General features: G+C 73.2%; 18 protein-coding genes. 5 read left to right on the top strand and 13 right to left on the bottom strand.

From position 1 onward, the window contains the following. Window positions 1–104 precede the first annotated feature (104 nt). A complete protein-coding gene (locus ACIQU3_RS01535; RefSeq protein WP_403724422.1) occupies window positions 105–2426 on the top strand; it encodes a glycoside hydrolase family 3 N-terminal domain-containing protein in 2322 nt (773 codons plus the stop codon). Between the two features lie 9 nt (window positions 2427–2435). Here ACIQU3_RS01535 and ACIQU3_RS01530 read toward each other — a convergent pair whose 3' ends face one another. Genes ACIQU3_RS01530 through tsaB form a run of 4 tightly spaced genes read right to left on the bottom strand, consistent with a single transcriptional unit; the run spans window position 2436 to window position 4930 of the window. Then, window positions 2436–2693, bottom strand: a complete 258-nt coding sequence (locus ACIQU3_RS01530; RefSeq protein ID WP_403724419.1) for a hypothetical protein — start codon at window positions 2691–2693, stop codon at window positions 2436–2438. Next, complete coding sequence (gene tsaD / locus ACIQU3_RS01525) at window positions 2690–3781, bottom strand: tRNA (adenosine(37)-N6)-threonylcarbamoyltransferase complex transferase subunit TsaD (protein ID WP_403724416.1); 1092 nt, start codon at window positions 3779–3781, stop codon at window positions 2690–2692. The genes ACIQU3_RS01530 and tsaD overlap by 4 nt, the downstream gene beginning before the upstream one ends. After that, window positions 3774–4280 (bottom strand): ribosomal protein S18-alanine N-acetyltransferase, encoded by a 507-nt coding sequence (gene rimI / locus ACIQU3_RS01520; RefSeq protein ID WP_403724412.1) that lies wholly within the window; start codon window positions 4278–4280, stop codon window positions 3774–3776. Before rimI ends, tsaD begins: the two co-directional genes overlap by 8 nt. Then, entirely contained in the window at window positions 4277–4930 is a 654-nt protein-coding gene (gene tsaB / locus ACIQU3_RS01515) for a tRNA (adenosine(37)-N6)-threonylcarbamoyltransferase complex dimerization subunit type 1 TsaB (RefSeq protein ID WP_403724409.1), read from the bottom strand. The genes rimI and tsaB overlap by 4 nt, the downstream gene beginning before the upstream one ends. A gap of 113 nt (window positions 4931–5043) precedes the next feature. Between tsaB and ACIQU3_RS01510 the strand changes: the two genes are divergently transcribed. Next, window positions 5044–5604, top strand: a complete 561-nt coding sequence (locus ACIQU3_RS01510) for a hypothetical protein (RefSeq protein WP_403724406.1) — start codon at window positions 5044–5046, stop codon at window positions 5602–5604. Window positions 5605–5633: 29 nt separating this feature from the next. Here ACIQU3_RS01510 and ACIQU3_RS01505 read toward each other — a convergent pair whose 3' ends face one another. The 5 genes from ACIQU3_RS01505 to ACIQU3_RS01485 all read right to left on the bottom strand — a co-directional run bounded on the left by ACIQU3_RS01505 (window position 5634) and on the right by ACIQU3_RS01485 (window position 10754). Continuing rightward, complete coding sequence (locus ACIQU3_RS01505; protein ID WP_403724403.1) at window positions 5634–5801, bottom strand: hypothetical protein; 168 nt, start codon at window positions 5799–5801, stop codon at window positions 5634–5636. Between the two features lie 156 nt (window positions 5802–5957). After that, on the bottom strand, window positions 5958–6476 hold the full coding sequence (gene tsaE, locus ACIQU3_RS01500) for a tRNA (adenosine(37)-N6)-threonylcarbamoyltransferase complex ATPase subunit type 1 TsaE (protein WP_234850811.1): 519 nt from the start codon (window positions 6474–6476) through the stop codon (window positions 5958–5960). Beyond that, window positions 6445–7704: an alpha/beta fold hydrolase gene (locus tag ACIQU3_RS01495; RefSeq protein ID WP_403724399.1), complete on the bottom strand. Its 1260-nt coding sequence runs from the start codon at window positions 7702–7704 to the stop codon at window positions 6445–6447. Before ACIQU3_RS01495 ends, tsaE begins: the two co-directional genes overlap by 32 nt. A gap of 107 nt (window positions 7705–7811) precedes the next feature. Next, complete coding sequence (gene alr, locus ACIQU3_RS01490; protein ID WP_403724396.1) at window positions 7812–8978, bottom strand: alanine racemase; 1167 nt, start codon at window positions 8976–8978, stop codon at window positions 7812–7814. Between the two features lie 345 nt (window positions 8979–9323). Further along, on the bottom strand, window positions 9324–10754 hold the full coding sequence (locus tag ACIQU3_RS01485) for an NAD(P)H-hydrate dehydratase (RefSeq protein WP_403724393.1): 1431 nt from the start codon (window positions 10752–10754) through the stop codon (window positions 9324–9326). A gap of 150 nt (window positions 10755–10904) precedes the next feature. On the opposite strand from ACIQU3_RS01485, the gene ACIQU3_RS01480 reads away from it, so the two are divergent. Both ACIQU3_RS01480 and ACIQU3_RS01475 read left to right on the top strand, forming a co-directional pair. After that, window positions 10905–11051: a hypothetical protein gene (locus ACIQU3_RS01480; RefSeq protein WP_403724389.1), complete on the top strand. Its 147-nt coding sequence runs from the start codon at window positions 10905–10907 to the stop codon at window positions 11049–11051. A 174-nt stretch (window positions 11052–11225) separates the two neighbouring features. Beyond that, window positions 11226–11498, top strand: a complete 273-nt coding sequence (locus ACIQU3_RS01475; RefSeq protein ID WP_403724386.1) for a hypothetical protein — start codon at window positions 11226–11228, stop codon at window positions 11496–11498. Between the two features lie 34 nt (window positions 11499–11532). On the opposite strand, the gene ACIQU3_RS01470 is transcribed toward ACIQU3_RS01475, so the two are convergent. Beyond that, entirely contained in the window at window positions 11533–11904 is a 372-nt protein-coding gene (locus tag ACIQU3_RS01470; protein WP_403724383.1) for a holo-ACP synthase, read from the bottom strand. Between the two features lie 156 nt (window positions 11905–12060). Between ACIQU3_RS01470 and ACIQU3_RS01465 the strand changes: the two genes are divergently transcribed. Further along, entirely contained in the window at window positions 12061–12408 is a 348-nt protein-coding gene (locus ACIQU3_RS01465; protein ID WP_403724379.1) for a hypothetical protein, read from the top strand. Between the two features lie 52 nt (window positions 12409–12460). Here the strand turns inward: ACIQU3_RS01465 and glmS are convergent, their stop codons facing one another. From glmS to ACIQU3_RS01450, 3 genes are all read right to left on the bottom strand, one after another. Further along, a complete protein-coding gene (glmS, locus tag ACIQU3_RS01460) occupies window positions 12461–14308 on the bottom strand; it encodes a glutamine--fructose-6-phosphate transaminase (isomerizing) (protein ID WP_403724376.1) in 1848 nt (615 codons plus the stop codon). A 158-nt stretch (window positions 14309–14466) separates the two neighbouring features. Further along, entirely contained in the window at window positions 14467–15282 is an 816-nt protein-coding gene (locus ACIQU3_RS01455) for an ABC transporter permease (protein WP_403724373.1), read from the bottom strand. Further along, window positions 15279–16286, bottom strand: coding sequence for an ATP-binding cassette domain-containing protein (locus ACIQU3_RS01450; RefSeq protein ID WP_403724370.1), 1008 nt, complete (start codon window positions 16284–16286; stop codon window positions 15279–15281). The genes ACIQU3_RS01455 and ACIQU3_RS01450 overlap by 4 nt, the downstream gene beginning before the upstream one ends. Between the last annotated feature and the right edge of the window lie 34 nt (window positions 16287–16320).

Raw genomic sequence — 16320 nt, 5'->3', positions numbered from 1 at the left:
GAAGTCCTCGCACCGCCATAGGTTCCCGGAACATTCGAAGTTCATAACGAAACATTCGCCGATTCGTTCGTGAGAGGGCCGTCCGTCCACCCGACAGGAGCTTCATGACCACCGCGCCCTGGCGTGACCCCGCGTTGCCCGCCGCCGCCCGCGTCGACGACCTGCTCTCCCGGATGACCCTGGAGGAGAAGACCGCCCAGCTGTACGGAGTGTGGGTGGGCGCCGCGACGGACGGCGACGGGGTCGCCCCGCATCAGCACGACATGACCGCCGAGTCCTCCGACGAGGAGTGGGCCGAGCTGATCACCCACGGCCTGGGTCAGCTCACGCGCTCCTTCGGCACCGCCCCGGTGGCCCCGGCGCTCGGCGCGCAGGCCCTGGCGAGCGCCCAGCGCCGGATCGCCGGGGCCGGACGGTTCGGCATCCCGGCCATCGCGCACGAGGAGTGCCTGGCCGGCTTCACCGCCTGGCAGGCCACGGCCTACCCGGTCCCGCTGGCCTGGGGCGCCACCTGGGATCCGCCGCTGGTCGAGGAGATGGCCCGCCGCATCGGCGACGACCTGCGCTCGGCCGGTGTCCACCAGGGCCTCGCGCCCGTGCTGGACGTCGTACGCGATCCGCGCTGGGGCCGTGTGGAGGAGACGATCGGCGAGGACCCGTACCTGGTCGGCACGCTCGGCACCGCGTACGTGCGGGGCCTGGAGTCGGCGGGGATCGTCGCCACGCTCAAGCACTTCGCCGGGTACGCCTCCTCGGCCGGCGCCCGCAATCTCGCGCCGGTGCGGGCCGGTGTCCGCGAGTTCGCCGACGTCACCCTGCCGCCCTTCGAGATGGCCCTGCGCGAGGGCGGCGCCCGTTCGGTGATGGCCGCCTACACCGAGACGGACGGCGTCCCGGCCTCCGCGGACCCCGGGCTGCTGACTCATCTCCTGCGCGAGGAGTGGGGCTTCACCGGCACGGTCGTCGCCGACTACTTCGGCGTCGGCTTCCTCCAGAGCCTCCACCGGGTCGCCGCCACCCCCGCCGAGGCGGCTCACGCGGCCCTCACCGCCGGCATCGACGTCGAACTGCCCACCGTCAAGTGCTACGGCCGGCCGCTCCTGGAGGCGGTCCGCGCGGGCGGGATCCCCGAGGAGCTGGTGGACCGCGCGGCCCGCCGCGTGCTGATCCAGAAGTGCGAGCTGGGCCTGCTGGACGAGGACTGGGCCCCGGAGCCGCCCGCCGGGATCGACCTCGATTCCACGGGCAACCGCATGCTCGCGCGCCGCATGGCCGAGCAGTCGGTGGTCCTGCTCGACAACCCCGACGGCCTGCTCCCGCTGCCCCCCGACACCCGCATCGCGGTGGTCGGGCCCAGGGCGGCCGACGCCCTGGCCATGCTGGGCTGTTACTCGTTCCCCTCCCACGTCCTCACCCAGCACCCCGGGGTGCCGGCCGGCATCGAGATCCCGACCGTGCTGGACGCCCTGCGCACCGAACTCCCCGACGCCAAGGTGACGTTCGCGCAGGGCTGTGACGTGACGGACCCGGGCACCGGGGGATTCGAGGAGGCGATCGCCCGCACCGCCGAGGCGGACGTGTGCGTGGCGGTGCTCGGCGACCGGGCGGGTCTGTTCGGCCGCGGCACCTCGGGCGAGGGCTGCGACGCGACGGACCTCGGCCTGCCGGGCGTCCAGGGGGAGCTGCTGGACGCTCTGGTCGCCACCGGCGTCCCCGTGGTGCTGGTGCTGCTGACCGGCCGCCCCTACGCGCTGGGCCGCTGGCACGGCCGCCTCGGCGCGGTCGTCCAGGCGTTCTTCCCGGGCGAGGAGGGCGGCCCGGCGGTGGCGGGCGTCCTCTCGGGCCGCGTGAACCCCTCGGGCCGGCTGCCCGTCAGCGTCCCAAGGGTTCCCGGCGGGCAGCCCTGGACCTACCTCCAGCCACCCCTTGGCCTGGCGGGCGAGGTCAGCAACCTCGACCCGACCCCGCTGTACGCCTTCGGCCACGGCGGCTCGTACACGGCGTTCACCTGGGAGGACGACGCCCCGGCCGAACCGGTCGAGATCGGCACGGACGGCTCCCACGACGTGTCGGTGACCGTCCGCAACACCGGCGGCCGCGCGGGCGCCGAGGTCGTGCAGCTGTACCTGCACGACCCGGTGGCCTCGGTGACCCGGCCCGACGTCCGTCTGATCGGCTACCGGCGGCTGGAGCTGGCCCCGGGCGAGGCGGCCCGGGTCACGTTCCGCTTCCACCCGGACCTCTCGGCCTTCACCGACCGCTCGGGCCGCAGAGTCGTCGAACCGGGCACCCTGGAACTACGCCTGGCGACGTCCAGCACGGACGTGCGCCACACGACCCGCCTGAACCTCACCGGTCCCCTGCGGGTGCTGGGGCACGACCGGCTGCTGCGGTGCGAGACGGAGGTGTCCCGGGAGGCCGGCTGACCGGGCCGGTCAGCCGAGCCCCACCGACTCGAACCGCCAGCGGTGCACCGCCCGCGTGATCAACTCCGGGGCGGGCTCGGGCAGTTCGGGGAGTTCGGCGTCGTAGGAGGCGTCCCACCAGGTGAGGACGAGGACACGGTCCTGGGGCGCCCGGAAGGTTTCCCGGCGCAGGGGTGCGCGGGGGAGGTCCTGTGCGCGTGCCCAGGCCAGCAGTTCCTCGCCCCGGCCCTCGGCCGCCCGGGCCTCCCACATCAACGCGACCGTCACGAGTAGAGGTTCTCCTTGCTGACCTCGTGCACATGGTCGTGGTCGTGCCCGGGCACGTGCGGCTCGGTCACCGGCAGGGACGAGTCCGCCGACAGGTCCCAGGCGGACGCCGCCCGGTTCCGGGCGACCATCTCGGCGCCCAGGGCGGCGACCATCGCGCCGTTGTCCGTGCACAGCTTCGGCCGCGGCACGCGCAGCCGGATGCCCGCGGCCTCACAGCGCTCCTGGGCGAGGACGCGCAGCCGGGAGTTGGCGGCCACGCCACCGCCGATCATCAGGTGGTCGACGCCCTCGTCCTTGCAGGCCCGGACGGCCTTTCGGGTCAGCACGTCCACGACCGCCTCCTGGAAGGACGCCGCCACGTCCCGCACCGGCACCTCCTCCCCCGCCGCCCGCTTGGCCTCGATCCAGCGCGCCACGGCGGTCTTCAGCCCCGAGAAGGAGAAGTCGTAGGCCGGGTCGCGCGGGCCGGTCAGACCCCGGGGGAAGGCGATCGCGGCCGGGTCGCCCTCCTTCGCGTACCGGTCGATGACCGGGCCGCCCGGGAAGCCGAGGTTCAGCACCCGGGCGATCTTGTCGAAGGCCTCGCCGGCCGCGTCGTCGATGGTGGCGCCCATCGGGCGGACGTCGGAGGTGATGTCCGAGGAGAGCAGCAGCGAGGAGTGCCCGCCGGAGACCAGCAGGGCCATGGTCGGCTCGGGCAGCGCGCCGTGCTCCAGCTGGTCCACGCAGATGTGCGAGGCGAGGTGGTTGACGCCGTAGAGCGGCTTGCCGAGCGCGTACGCGTAGGCCTTCGCCGCGGAGACGCCGACCAGCAGGGCACCGGCGAGGCCGGGACCGGCGGTGACGGCGATGCCGTCGAGGTCACGGGCGGTGACGCCCGCCTCCTTCAGGGCACGGTCGATGGTGGGGACCATCGCCTCCAGGTGGGCGCGGCTCGCGACCTCCGGGACGACACCGCCGAAGCGGGCGTGCTCGTCGACGCTGGAGGCGACGGCGTCGGCCAGCAGGGTGGTGCCCCGGACGATGCCGACGCCGGTCTCGTCGCAGGAGGTCTCGATTCCCAGTACGAGGGGTTCGTCAGCCATTGATCTCGGTTCCTTGCACGGAGTTCTCGGGGGCGGTCAGGCGCATCACCAGGGCGTCCACGTTTCCGGGCTGGTAGTAGCCGCGCCGGAAACCGATGGGTTCAAAGCCGAAGCGCTCGTACAGCTTCTGTGCGCGGACGTTGTCGACCCGGCACTCCAGCATCACCTCGGCGCACTCGAAGGTGGTGGCCGCCCGCAGCAGTTCGGTCAGCAGCCGTCCGCCGAGGCCGGTGCCCCACAGGTCGCGGGAGACCGCGATGGTCTGCACGTCGGCCTGCTCGCCGGTGGCGACCAGACCCGCGTACCCGACGATCCGGGAGCCGGCCTCGGCGACCACGTACCGCCGGTTGGCGTCGGGCCCGCGCGCATGGGCGAGCTCGGACCAGAACATGCCCCGGGACCAGGCGTCCTCGGGGAACAGCTCCCGTTCCAGCTCCAGTACGGGGTCGATGTCCCACCAGCGCATCTCGCGCAGCGCGCACGTCACGGGTTCGGTCACTTGGGGGTGACCACCTTGTAGTTCTTGGGGACCTGGGCGTCGGGGCGGCGCAGGTACAGCGGCCGGGGCGCGGGCAGTTCCTCGCCGGCGGCCAGCTTCTCCGCTGCCAGCCGGGCGAGGGCGGCGGCGGACACGTGCTCCGGCTCGTGCGCCTTGGGGAAGGTGTCGGGGTACAGCAGCGCGCCCGCGCCGACCGCGGGCAGCCCCTCGACCCGCTCGGCGATGTCGGCGGGCCGGTCCACGGCCGGGTCGGTGACCCGGGTGCGGGAGTCGGCGTAGCGGGCCCAGTACACCTCCTTGCGGCGGGCGTCGGTGGCGACGACGAACGGCCCCTGGAGGTCGGCGGCGTAGGCGAGGCCGTCCAGGGTGCACACGCCGTGCACGGGGACGCCGAGGGCGAGTCCGAAGGTGTCGGCGGTCATCAGGCCGACGCGCAGCCCGGTGTACGGTCCCGGGCCGATCCCGGCGACGATCCCGGTGACGGCGTCGAGCCGCAGACCGGCCTCGGCGAACACCCGGTCGATCGCCGGCAGCAGCAGTTCCCCGTGCCGCCGTGCGTCGACCTGACTCGACGAGGCGATGACGTCGCGTCCGTCGTGCAGGGCGACGGTGACGGCGGGCGTGGCGGTATCCAGAGCGAGCAAGAGCACGCAAACAGCCTACGGCTCCCCGGGGCCCGGCACGGTCGCACCTGTCGGGTCGTCACCTGCTGCTACCGTCACCTTCCGTCACGACAGGGACGTACGACGTGAGGTGGACGCCGGTGACAGCCAGCAGCTCGGGAATCGTGGCCGGGCTCACCGCCGCGGCCCTCGCGACGGTCGGCTACCTCGCCCACGAGGCCGCCGAGACTCTCCCGGCCGGCCTGGGCAAGGCGGCGCACGCGGGCGTCGCCCCGGCGCCCGGTACGTCGAAGGCGCCCCGGGTCAAGAGGGGCCCCACGGCACTGCCCGCCGACTCGGGGAAGGGCGCGCGGGTCGTGTACTCGCTGCGCCGCGACCGGGTGTGGCTGGTCGCGGGGGGCGAGGCGGTCAGCCGTACGTTCGCGGTCGTCCCGAGCGCGGTGGACCCGGCCCCGGGCAGTTACTCGGTGACGTCCCGCTCGAACGCGGTCACCGGGTCCGACGGTGTCCCGGTCGAGCACGTGGTGCGCTTCGCCACTGTGGACGGCGTGGTCGTCGGCTTCAGTGCGGCCGTGAAGGAGCCGGCCGGCCCGGCCCCCGACCCGAAGGTCCGCACGGGCGGCATCCGCGAGTCGCGCGCGGACGGCGACGCGATGTGGGCGTTCGCCACGATCGGCCGCACGGTCGTGGTGGTCCGCTAGGGGGCTTCTGCGAGGGAGCAGAGGATCCTTCAGGCGGCTTCGCGGTGTGCGCAGGCCCGCTCGGCGACTTCCGGATCGGGGGCGCGCGGCGGTGTGGAGAGCAGCGCCGCCGCCTCACCGGCCGCCAGCAGGTCGCGCATGGACACCCCGGCGACCGCGAACCGCTGCGGCTGCCCCTTGCTCTCTGTAGCCGACATGGACGCCTCCCGAAGGACCGGGGCACACGTGGTTAGGTACACCTAACCACTGACTGGATACCATGTGACCACGCACAGGACGCCGGACGCAACATCTTGCCGACGTCTTGTCGGAACGTTCATCAAAAGGCCGCACACCGGGAGTCACCGGGGGCTTCAGGCGGCGAGCACGCTCAGATCCGCCTCGGCCCAGCGTTCCCCCACACCGGTGAGCGTCATCTGCCGGACCTCGTCGGTCGTGTCGCCCACCGCGCGGTGGATCACGACCTGGAGCCGGTCCTCGGTCAGCTCCTCGACCTTGCCCTCGCCCCACTCCACGACGACCACGGAGTCGGGCAGCGAGACGTCGAGGTCGAGGTCCTCCATCTCGTCGAGCCCGCCGGAGAGCCGGTAGGCGTCGACGTGGACCAGTGGCGGCCCGTCGCCCAGCGCGGGGTGCACCCGGGCGATCACGAACGTCGGCGAGGTGACGGCCCCGCGCACGCCGAGCCCTTCGCCCAGGCCGCGGGTCAGCGTCGTCTTGCCCGCGCCGAGCTCCCCGCTGAGCATCACCAGGTCACCGGCGCGCAGCAGTTTCGCGAGCCGGCGGCCCAGCTCCCGCATCTGCTCGGGGGACGTGACGACGATCTGGACGGAGCCGGGCTCAGCCGGGCTGTGCGGTGCTGGTGCTTCCATAGCCCTTCACGGTAGCCCCTGCGGGCACGGCACCCGTGCGGGTGAGCAGGTCGGCGAGGCGGTCGGTGACCACTTCCGGGTGTTCCAGCATCACCAGGTGCCCCGCGTCCGGCACCAGCACCAGCTCCGCGTCCGGCAGCAGATCGGCGATGGCCTCGCTGTGTTCACTCGGCGTGACCAGGTCCTGCACCCCGGCCAGCACGAGCACCGGCAGGTCCGCGAGGTGGGCGAGCGCCTCGGTCTTGTCGTGGTCGTTGAACGCCGGGTAGTACTCGGCGACCACGTCGATCGGGGTGCTCTCGATCATCCGCTCGGCGAACCGGGCGATCGCCGGATCGACGTCCCGGGAGGCGAAGGAGTACCGCTTGATGATCCCGGCGAACAGGTCCGCGGTCGCCCGGCGCCCCTTCTCCACCAGCTCCGCCCGCTGCCCCAGCGCCTTCAGCACCCCGGGCAGCACCCGCCGCACCGCGTTGACCCCGGCGACGGGCAGGCCGTAGTTGACCTCGCCGAGCCGCCCGGACGACGTGCCCACGAACGCGACGCCGACGACCCGCTCGCGGATCAGTTCCGGGTACTGGTCGGCCAGCGCCATCACCGTCATGCCGCCCATGGAGTGCCCGACGAGCACCAGCGGCCCCTCGGGTGCCGCCGCGTCGATGACGGCCTTCAGGTCCCGGCCGAGCTGCTCGATCGTGATCGGCTCGTCGTCCCGCGTCTGGGCCACGCCCCGCCCGGACCGGCCGTGGCTGCGCTGGTCCCAGTGCACGGTCCGTACGACGCCCCGCAGGGCCGCCCGCTGGAAGTGCCAGGAGTCCTGGCTGAGGCAGTAGCCGTGGCTGAAGACGACGGTGACGGGAGCGGGTGACTTGCGGCCGAACAGCCGCCGGCGGCGCGGGCCGATGGCTGCGGGGGCGGCCTCCGCGTCGAGGTCGTCGACCTCGTAGTAGAGCTCCGTGCCGTCGTCGGCGAACGCCTTGCCGGGCATGCCCCGCAGCGAGCCGTAGGGTCCCGCCGAGTCCAGGGCGAGCCGGGCCTTCTGCCGCATGCCGCGGCCGACCGTCATCCGCTCCAGGGCGACACCGGCGGCCGCGCCCGCGGCCACGACGCCTATCGCCACGCCGGCGATGCCGGTCGCCCGGCGCCAGCCTCCCGCCGCCCCCGCGGCAGAGGCCGCGACGGCCGCGGAGGCGACGTCCGCGACGACCTCCGCACTGCTCTCGCTCACGTACCGCTCCTCTTCGCCGGGGCGCCGATCGGGTGACTCGCCGGTCGAGTGATGCCGATGTTGCTGTGGTGACTGTCGTTTCTCGCGTGACCGCTTCTCTGTGCGAGTTACCCGTCCTGTTCCTCATTCACATAGACGCGAGGAACGCGCGTTCCGATCCGGGTCACGATTTCGTAGGCGATGGTTCCGGCCGCCTGCGCCCAGTCCTCCGCGGTGGGCTCGCCCCGGTCCCCCGGCCCGAAGAGGACTGCCCGGGCCCCCGCCGCCGGCTCGTCGCCCCCCAGGTCGACCACGAACTGGTCCATGGCGACCCGCCCGGCGATCGTGCGCCACTTGCCCTCGACCAGGACCGGACCGGCCGAGGAGGCGTGCCGCGGGATGCCGTCCGCGTAGCCCAGCGGGACCAGGCCGAGAGTCGTCGGGCCGGGTGTCACGTACCGGTGGCCGTAGCTGACGCCGTGCCCGCCCGGTACGTGTTTGACCAGGGCCAGCGAGGCGGACAGGGTCATCACCGGACGCAGGCCGAAGTCGGCCGGGGTGCCGAGTTCGGGGCTGGGCGAGATGCCGTAGGTGGCGATGCCGGTGCGGACCAGGTCGAAGTGGCTCTCGGGGAGCGTGAGGGTGGCCGGGGAGTTGGCGATGTGCCGGACCTCGGGACGCACGCCTCGCTCCTCGGCGTACGCGACCATGTCCCGGAACACGTCGAGCTGGGCGGCGATGGAGGGGTGCCCGGGTTCGTCGGCGCAGGCGAAGTGCGACCACAGTCCCGTGACGCGCAGCAGCCCCTCGGCCTCGGCGCGCAGCGCCGCGGAGACGAGGGTGGCCCAGTCGTCCCCGGGCTGGCACCCGTTGCGTCCGAGCCCGGTGTCGGCCTTCAGCTGCACCCGCGCGGGCCGGTCGGCTCCCCTGGCCGCCTCGACGACCTCCTCCAGGGCCCACATGCCGCTGACGGACACGTCGAGGTCGGCGTCGATCGCCTCGCGCCACGGACCTCCGGGCGTCCACAGCCAGCACATGATGCGGCCCGGCAGCCCGGCGGCCCGCAGGGCGAGGGCCTCCTCCGGCGTGGCCGTGCCCAGCCAGGCCGCTCCCGCGGCGACGGCCGCGCGGGCGCACGGCACAGCCCCGTGGCCGTACGCCTCGGACTTCACCACGGCCATCACGGCCGCGCCCGGCGCATGGGCGCGCAGGGCCCGCACATTGGCCCGCAGGGCCGCCAGGTCGATCTCGGCCCGGGCCCGCAGGGGGGCGGTCGGGGCTGTTCTCTCGCTCATCGCGCCCAGTGTCTCAGAGGCCTCCGACGCCGGGCCGCCTACGTACCTCTGTGCGTCGCTGGGGCGAGTTCGGGGCGGGGCGTCGAGCGGACGGGGGAGCGGAGGGGCTTACCGGGAGTACGAGGCGTCGAGCGGACGGGGCGCGGAGGCTTACCGGGAGTACGGTCCTCAGAGCGCGCGTGAGGCCGGGGCCGATGCCCGTCTGCCGCGCGGGGGCGTGTCACCTGGTCTGTCGTTCGTCCCGGTGCCGCCATCGGAGTGGTCCAGCCGGTGGCCAGGTCTTCCCCGGCGGGCCCGGCCCGGCCAGGTCGCCTCAGCGGCCCCGGCCCCCCGGCTCACCCCGGCTCACCCCAGGACGTTGCGCCAGGCCACCGGGATCGCCTCGGCGACATCGTGCGCCCCCACCGGAGCCCCGTCCGCCGCCAGCCGTCCGGCCAGCCCGTGCAGATACGCCCCCGCACTCCCCGCGTCCACCGCGGACAGCCCCGCCGCCAGCAGGGACCCGCACAGCCCCGACAGCACGTCCCCGCTCCCGGCCGTGGCCAGCCACCCCGTCCCGGTCGGGTTCACGCGTACCGCGCCGCCTCCCGAGTCGGCCACGAGCGTCGTGGAGCCCTTCAGCAGCACGGTCGCGCCGTAGCGCCGCGCCAGCTCCCGGACCGCGGACAGCCGGCCGCCCTCGACCTCGCCCCGTTCCACACCCAGCAGCGCCGCCGCCTCCCCCGCGTGGGGTGTCATCAGCGTCGGTGCCCGCCGCCCCCGTACGACCTCCGGGTCCGCCAGCCGCAACCCGTCGGCGTCGATCAGCACCGGCACGTCCGCCGCCAGCACCTCCGCCACCGTCACGGCGTCGTCCCCGGCCCCCGGTCCGACGACCCATGCCTGCACCCGCCCGGCGTGCTTCGGTCCCCGGTCCGACACGAGCGTCTCGGGAAACCGCGCGATGACCGCGTGCCCGGCCGGCCCGACGTACCGCACGGCCCCGGCACCGCCGCGCAGCGCCCCGGCGACGGCGAGCACGGCTGCCCCCGGATAGCGCGCGGACCCGGCGGCGATCCCGACCACGCCCCGCCGGTACTTGTCGCTCTCCGCCCCCGGCACCGGCAGCGACCGGGCCGCGTCCGCGTGCTGCAACGCCTCCACTTCCGGCTCGGGAGGCAGCTCCAGCCCGATGTCGACCAGGCGCACCGATCCCGCGTACTCCCGGGCGGGGTCGATCAGGAGCCCCGGTTTGTGCGTGCCGAACGTGACGGTCAGGTCGGCCCGCACGGCGTCCCCGTGCACCTCCCCGGTGTCGGCGTCGACCCCGCTCGGCAGGTCGACGGCGACCACGCCGGCCCGTGACCGCTCGGCGGCGGCCGCCAGCGGCACCGCTTCCGGCCGCAGCCCGCCTTTCCCGCCGATCCCGACGATCCCGTCGACGACGAGGTCCGCGCCCTCGACGAGCGCCTCACCCTCGCCGGCACCCGCGACCCGGCCCCCGGCCCGCCGCAGTGCCGCTAGCCCCGCGGCGTGCGCCCGTTCCGGCGCGAGCAGCACCGCCGTGACCCCGGCCCCCCGGCGGGCCAGCCGGGCCCCGGCGTACAGGGCGTCACCGCCGTTGTCGCCACTGCCGACCAGCAGCACGACCCTGCTCCCGTACACCCGCCCCAGCAGGTCGGCGCAGGCCGCGGCGAGCCCGGCGGCGGCGCGTTGCATCAGCGCCCCCTCCGGCAGCCGCGCCATCAGCTCCCGTTCGGCGTTCCGGACCGTCTCCACGCTGTAGGCAGTACGCATGCGGTCGAGTTTCCCGCAGGACCCCCGGGCCACTCCCCTCACCCGCACCTCGCGCGCCCTGTCCTTCGGCGGACCGTGTCACAGCCGTGCCGGTTTCGTCCGGCCCACGACGACTTCATCAGCGGTGGCGCGTGGGTGGACAGCCCGTTCGTGAGGCTGACCGAAAGGCTGCGCGACGACCCGGGGTGGCAGGTCCACGAGTTTCCCGTCGGTCACAACATCGCCCGCAGGGACCCGCACGGTCTCGCGGCCGTTCTCGGCGCACTGCCGCACGGCTCCCCGCATTCCGGCTCCTGACCGACGCGCTCGCCGACCCGCCGCGACACCGCGAGCGGGTCCTTCGGGACAGCCCGACTCGCGCACCGGGACCGACGGGATCACCCCCTGCGCCGCCCGCTGTTCCCTCACCCCCGCCGGGCCGGTACCATCGAGCTACGTTTTGAACTTGTTCAAAAGGGGGATCGGCGAGACATGACCAGCTCGACAGCACCCGGCGACACCGACAGCCCGGCCACCGCCCTCGGCCCGACGGCCCTCGTCCTCGGCGCCTTCTCGGCCGTGGGCACCTGGGCCTTCCTGTTCCCGTGGACGGTCCTGGCCGGAGCACTCGCGGTGACGTTCGGGGCGATGGGCCTCCACTACGCCCGCAAGGGCACGGGCCGCATGTGGCCGGCCGCGGCCGGTACAGCCCTGGGCGCGATCGGCTTCATCGGCACCGCCACGCTGATCTGGGGCCTGTACTAACCGGGCCCCGCACCGGCCGGGTCCGGGGCGTTCCTCACCCCTCGGCGATGACCACCGCGGAGGCGACGCCCGCGTCGTGACTCAGTGACACATGCCAGCTCCGCACGCCGAGTTCGGCGGCCCGGGCCGCCACCGTCCCGGTCACCCGCAGCCAGGGGCGTCCGCTGTCCTCGACGCACACCTCGGCATCGGTCCAGAGGAGCCCGGCCGGCGCGCCGAGCGCCTTGGCCAAAGCCTCCTTGGCCGCGAACCGCGCGGCCAGCGAGGCGACCCCCCGCCGCTCGCCGCCGGGCAGCAGCAACTCCCGCTCCAGGAAAAGCCGTTCGGCCAGCGCAGGCGTACGCTCCAGTGAAGCCGCGAACCGTTCGATCTCGGCAACGTCGATACCGACCCCGATGATGCTCATGGGCAGCACCCTACGGTGACGCGCCGGATCCGGCCCGGACAGCGCCCGGAGCACCGCCCGGACGACCCCGTGATCTTCAACTCCCGTCCCTCCCTATAGAGTTCGCGCTGACCGCGATGAGCAAACGGCATCGCACCAAACGGGAGGACACCGACCATGAAGTTCGCGTCGCTGGGAACCGCGGCCAGTGCCCTGGCTCTCTTCGCCACGGCCCTCACCGGCACCGTCGCCGCCGCGGGCACCGCCGCCGCGGCCCCGCCGAAGGACTGCAGCAAGGCGATCGTCAACGTCAAGGCCAAGGAGACGGTCAACGTCCGCAGCACGCCCAAGACGTCCGCCACGGCCCTCGGCATCTGGGGCAAGGGCAAGAAGGGCGGCATCTGCAACGACGGCAAGTCCTTCAAGGGCGGCTCGTACACGGCCTGCGGCAAGACGAGCAACCAGTGGTACTACGGCGGCGACAAGGTGAACGGCTGGGTCCCGAAGACCTGCATCAACTGGTAGTCGCCGAGCGGGCGGCAGGGGCGGGCGGCGAAGGGCCGCTCGCCCCTCGTGCTCACTCCACCGTCACCGACTTCGCCAGGTTGCGTGGCTGGTCCACCTCGTTGCCGCGGGCCGTCGCCAGCTCACAGGCGAACACCTGCAACGGCACCGTGGCCACGAGCGGTTGCAGCAGCGTCGGGGTGGCCGGCACCCGGATCAGGTGGTCCGCGTACGGCACGACCGCCTCGTCGCCCTCCTCCGCGATCACGATCGTCCGCGCGCCCCGCGCCCGGATCTCCTGGATGTTGGACACGATCTTGTCGTGCAGCACCGACCGTCCGCGCGGCGAGGGCACCACCACGACCACCGGCAGGTCCTCCTCGATCAGCGCGATCGGACCGTGCTTCAGCTCCCCGGCCGCGAACCCCTCCGCGTGCATGTAGGCGAGTTCCTTCAGCTTCAGCGCACCTTCCAGCGCCACCGGATACCCCACGTGCCGCCCGAGGAAGAGCACCGTCTTCTTCGAGGCCAGCGTGCGGGCCAGCTCCCGCACCGGCTCCATCGTGCCCAGCACCTCCTCCACCGCACCGGCGATGGAGGACAGGTCGCGGACCACCGCCCGGATCTCGTCGCCCCACTTGGTGCCGCGCACCTGGCCCAGGTACAGGGCGACCAGGTAGCACGCCACGAGCTGCGTGAGGAACGCCTTCGTCGAGGCGACGGCCACCTCGGGCCCGGCGTGCGTGTACAGCACCGCGTCCGACTCGCGCGGAATCGTCGAGCCGTTGGTGTTGCAGATCGCCAGCACCTTGGAGCCCTGCTCACGGGCGTGCCGCAGCGCCATCAGCGTGTCCATGGTCTCGCCCGACTGGGAGATGGCGATGACCAGCGTTCGTGCGTCCAGGATCGGGTCCCGGTAGCGGAACTCGCTGGCCAGCTCCACCTCGCAGGGCAGCCGCGTCCAGTGCTCGATCGCGTACTTGGCGATCAGCCCGGCGTGGAAGGCCGTCCCGCAGGCGACGATGACGACCTTGTCGATCTCCCGCAGCACCCGCGGGGGGATCCGCACCTCGTCCAGCGTCAGCGAACCGGAACCGTCGATCCGGCCGAGGAGCGTGTCCGCGACCGCCTTGGGCTGCTCGGCGATCTCCTTGAGCATGAAGTAGTCGTAGCCGCCCTTCTCGGCGGCCGACGCGTCCCAGTCGACGTGGTACGACCGCACGTCGGCGGGGCGGCCGTCGAAGCCGGTCACCCGCACGCCGTCCCGGCGCAGCTCCACCACCTGGTCCTGCCCGAGCTCGACCGCCGAGCGGGTGTGGGCGATGAACGCGGCGACATCCGACGCGAGGAATGCCTCGCCCTCCCCCACACCGACCACCAGCGGGGAGTTCCGCCGCGCGCCGACCACCACGTCCGGCTCGTCGGCGTGCACCGCGACCAGCGTGAACGCGCCCTCCAGCCGCCGGCACACCAGCCGCATCGCCTCGGCGAGATCCGCGCAGGCGGAGAACTCCTCGGCGAGCAGATGCGCCACGACCTCGGTGTCCGTCTCGGAGGACAGCTCGTGGCCGCGCTCCGCCAGCTCGGCGCGCAGCGGGGCGAAGTTCTCGATGATGCCGTTGTGCACCACGGCGACCCGGCCCGCGTTGTCGATGTGCGGGTGGGCGTTGGTGTCGGTCGGCGCGCCGTGCGTCGCCCAGCGGGTGTGCCCGATGCCCGTCACACCGGTCGGCAGCGGTCTGCCGTCCAGCTCCTTCTCCAGGTTGAGCAGTTTGCCGGCCTTCTTGGCCGTCGCCAGCCCCCCGTCGGCCAGGACGGCGACGCCCGCCGAGTCGTACCCCCGGTACTCCAGCCGTTTCAGCCCGGCCATGACGACCTCGAGCGCGGACTGCGGCCCCACGTAACCCACGATTCCACACATGAGCCGCAGCCTACGGTCCGATGCTCCCGAAAAACCCCTGAAGCGTGCCCGGAATCGGAAATAATCCCGCCTTCCACGACCCCGGCGACGGCGACTTTCCGCCCTGACGCCTCCTCATACGCCGGCGCGGGGATGACCGGCGGCAAACGGACAGGGCCTCAGACCTTCGCCCGGTAGGCCCGCATCGCCAGCGGATAGAACACCAGGGCGATGCCCGCCGCCCACACCAGCGACCACATCACCGGCTCCGCCACCGCCCCGCCCAGCAGCAGTCCCCGGAACGCATCCGACAGGTGCGTCACCGGATTGACGTCGCTCCAGGCCTGCAGCCAGCCCGGCATCGTGTCGACGACGACGAACGCGCTGCTGGTGAAGGTGATCGGGAAGATGAGCGTGAAGGCGAACGCCTGGACCTTCTCGGCGTCGCCCGCCAGCATCCCGATCAGCACCGCGCTCCAGGACACCGCCGCGGCGAACACGATCACCAGCAGGGCGCCGAGCAGGAAGCCACCGAAGCCGCCGGTGACGCGGAAGCCGAGTGCGAGGCCGAGGCCGATCATCAGCAGCAGCGCCCACAGGTGCTTCGCGAGGTCGGCGGTGATCCGGCCGATCAGCGGCGCGGAGCGGGCGATGGGCAGGCTGCGCAGCCGGTCGAAGACGCCCTTGGTGAGGTCGGTGTTGAGCGCCATGGCCGTGTACATCGTCATGAACAGCGTGTTCTGCACGATGATCCCGGGCAGCGCGTACTTCAGATACGCCTCGGGCGAACCGGCCATCTGCCCGCCCAGGACATAGGTGAACAGGAACACGAACATGATCGGCGTGATGCTGTAGTCGACCAGTTCCAGCGGGTTGTGCTTGACGGCGACCAGGCTCCGCCAGGCCATCGTGAAGGTCTGCCGCAGTCCGGCGAGGGGCGGCACCCGGCCCGACGCGGTGACCGGCGCGCCGAGGGTGCCGGCGGTGGTGGTCATGACCCGCTCACCGCCTTCGCCAGTTCCTCGTCCTCCCGCACGGCCGCACCGCCGTCCTCCTCGGCCTGGCCCGGCTCGGCGCGGTGGCCGGTCAGGGACAGGAAGACCTCGTCGAGCGAGGAGCGGCGCAGCGCCAGCTCCCCGACCGCGATGCCCTCCCTGTCCAGCGCGCGCACCACGGCCGGCATCAGCTCGGGGTCCTTCACCGGGGCGGTGACCGTCTCGCCCTCGATCCGGGCCGCGGGGCCGGCGGCCCCGGCCACCAGGGCGTGCGCCCGCGCCAGGTCCTGCCCGGCGATCGGCCTGAGCTCCAGCACCTGGCCGCCGACCTGCGCCTTCAACTGGTCCGGAGTGCCCTCGGCGATCACACGGCCCTTGTCGATCACCACGATGTCGTCGGCGAGTACATCGGCCTCGTTCAGATACTGCGTGGTCAGCAGCGCGGTCGCACCGTCCGCGACCAGGCCGCGCAGCAGGTCCCACAGCTCACCACGGCTGTGCGGATCAAGACCCGTGGTCGGCTCGTCGAGGAAGAGGATGCTGGGCCGGCCGACGAGACTGGCCGCGAGGTCCAGGCGTCTGCGCATGCCACCCGAGAAGGTCTTCGCGGCCCGTCCGGCCGCGTGGGTCAGCTGGAACCGCTCCAGCAGTTCACCGGCCCGCGCCTTCGCCTCCCGCCTCGGCAGACCCAGCAGCCGGCCGATGAGCAGCAGGTTCTCCGTCCCGGTGAGGTTCTCGTCGACCGCCGCGTACTGCCCGGTCAGCCCGACGAGCGAGCGGACGACCCCCGCCTCCCGGATCACGTCGTGTCCGGCCACCCGGGCCCGTCCCCGGTCCGGCCGCAGCAGTGTCGCGAAGATCCGCACCGCCGTCGTCTTCCCGGCGCCGTTGGGGCCCAGCAGCCCGAGCACCGTGCCCTTGCGGGCCGCCAGATCGACGCCGGCCAGCGCCTCGGTCTCCCGGAACCGCTTGACCAGGCCTTCCGCCTCTATCGCGTACGTCATGGGTACTCCCGGGCGTCCGTGGACCCCGGACCGG

The sequence above is a fragment of the Streptomyces sp. NPDC101110 genome, assembly GCF_044759525.1.
Classification (GTDB): domain Bacteria; phylum Actinomycetota; class Actinomycetes; order Streptomycetales; family Streptomycetaceae; genus Streptomyces.
This window is presented reverse-complemented; position numbering and strand designations above follow the sequence as displayed.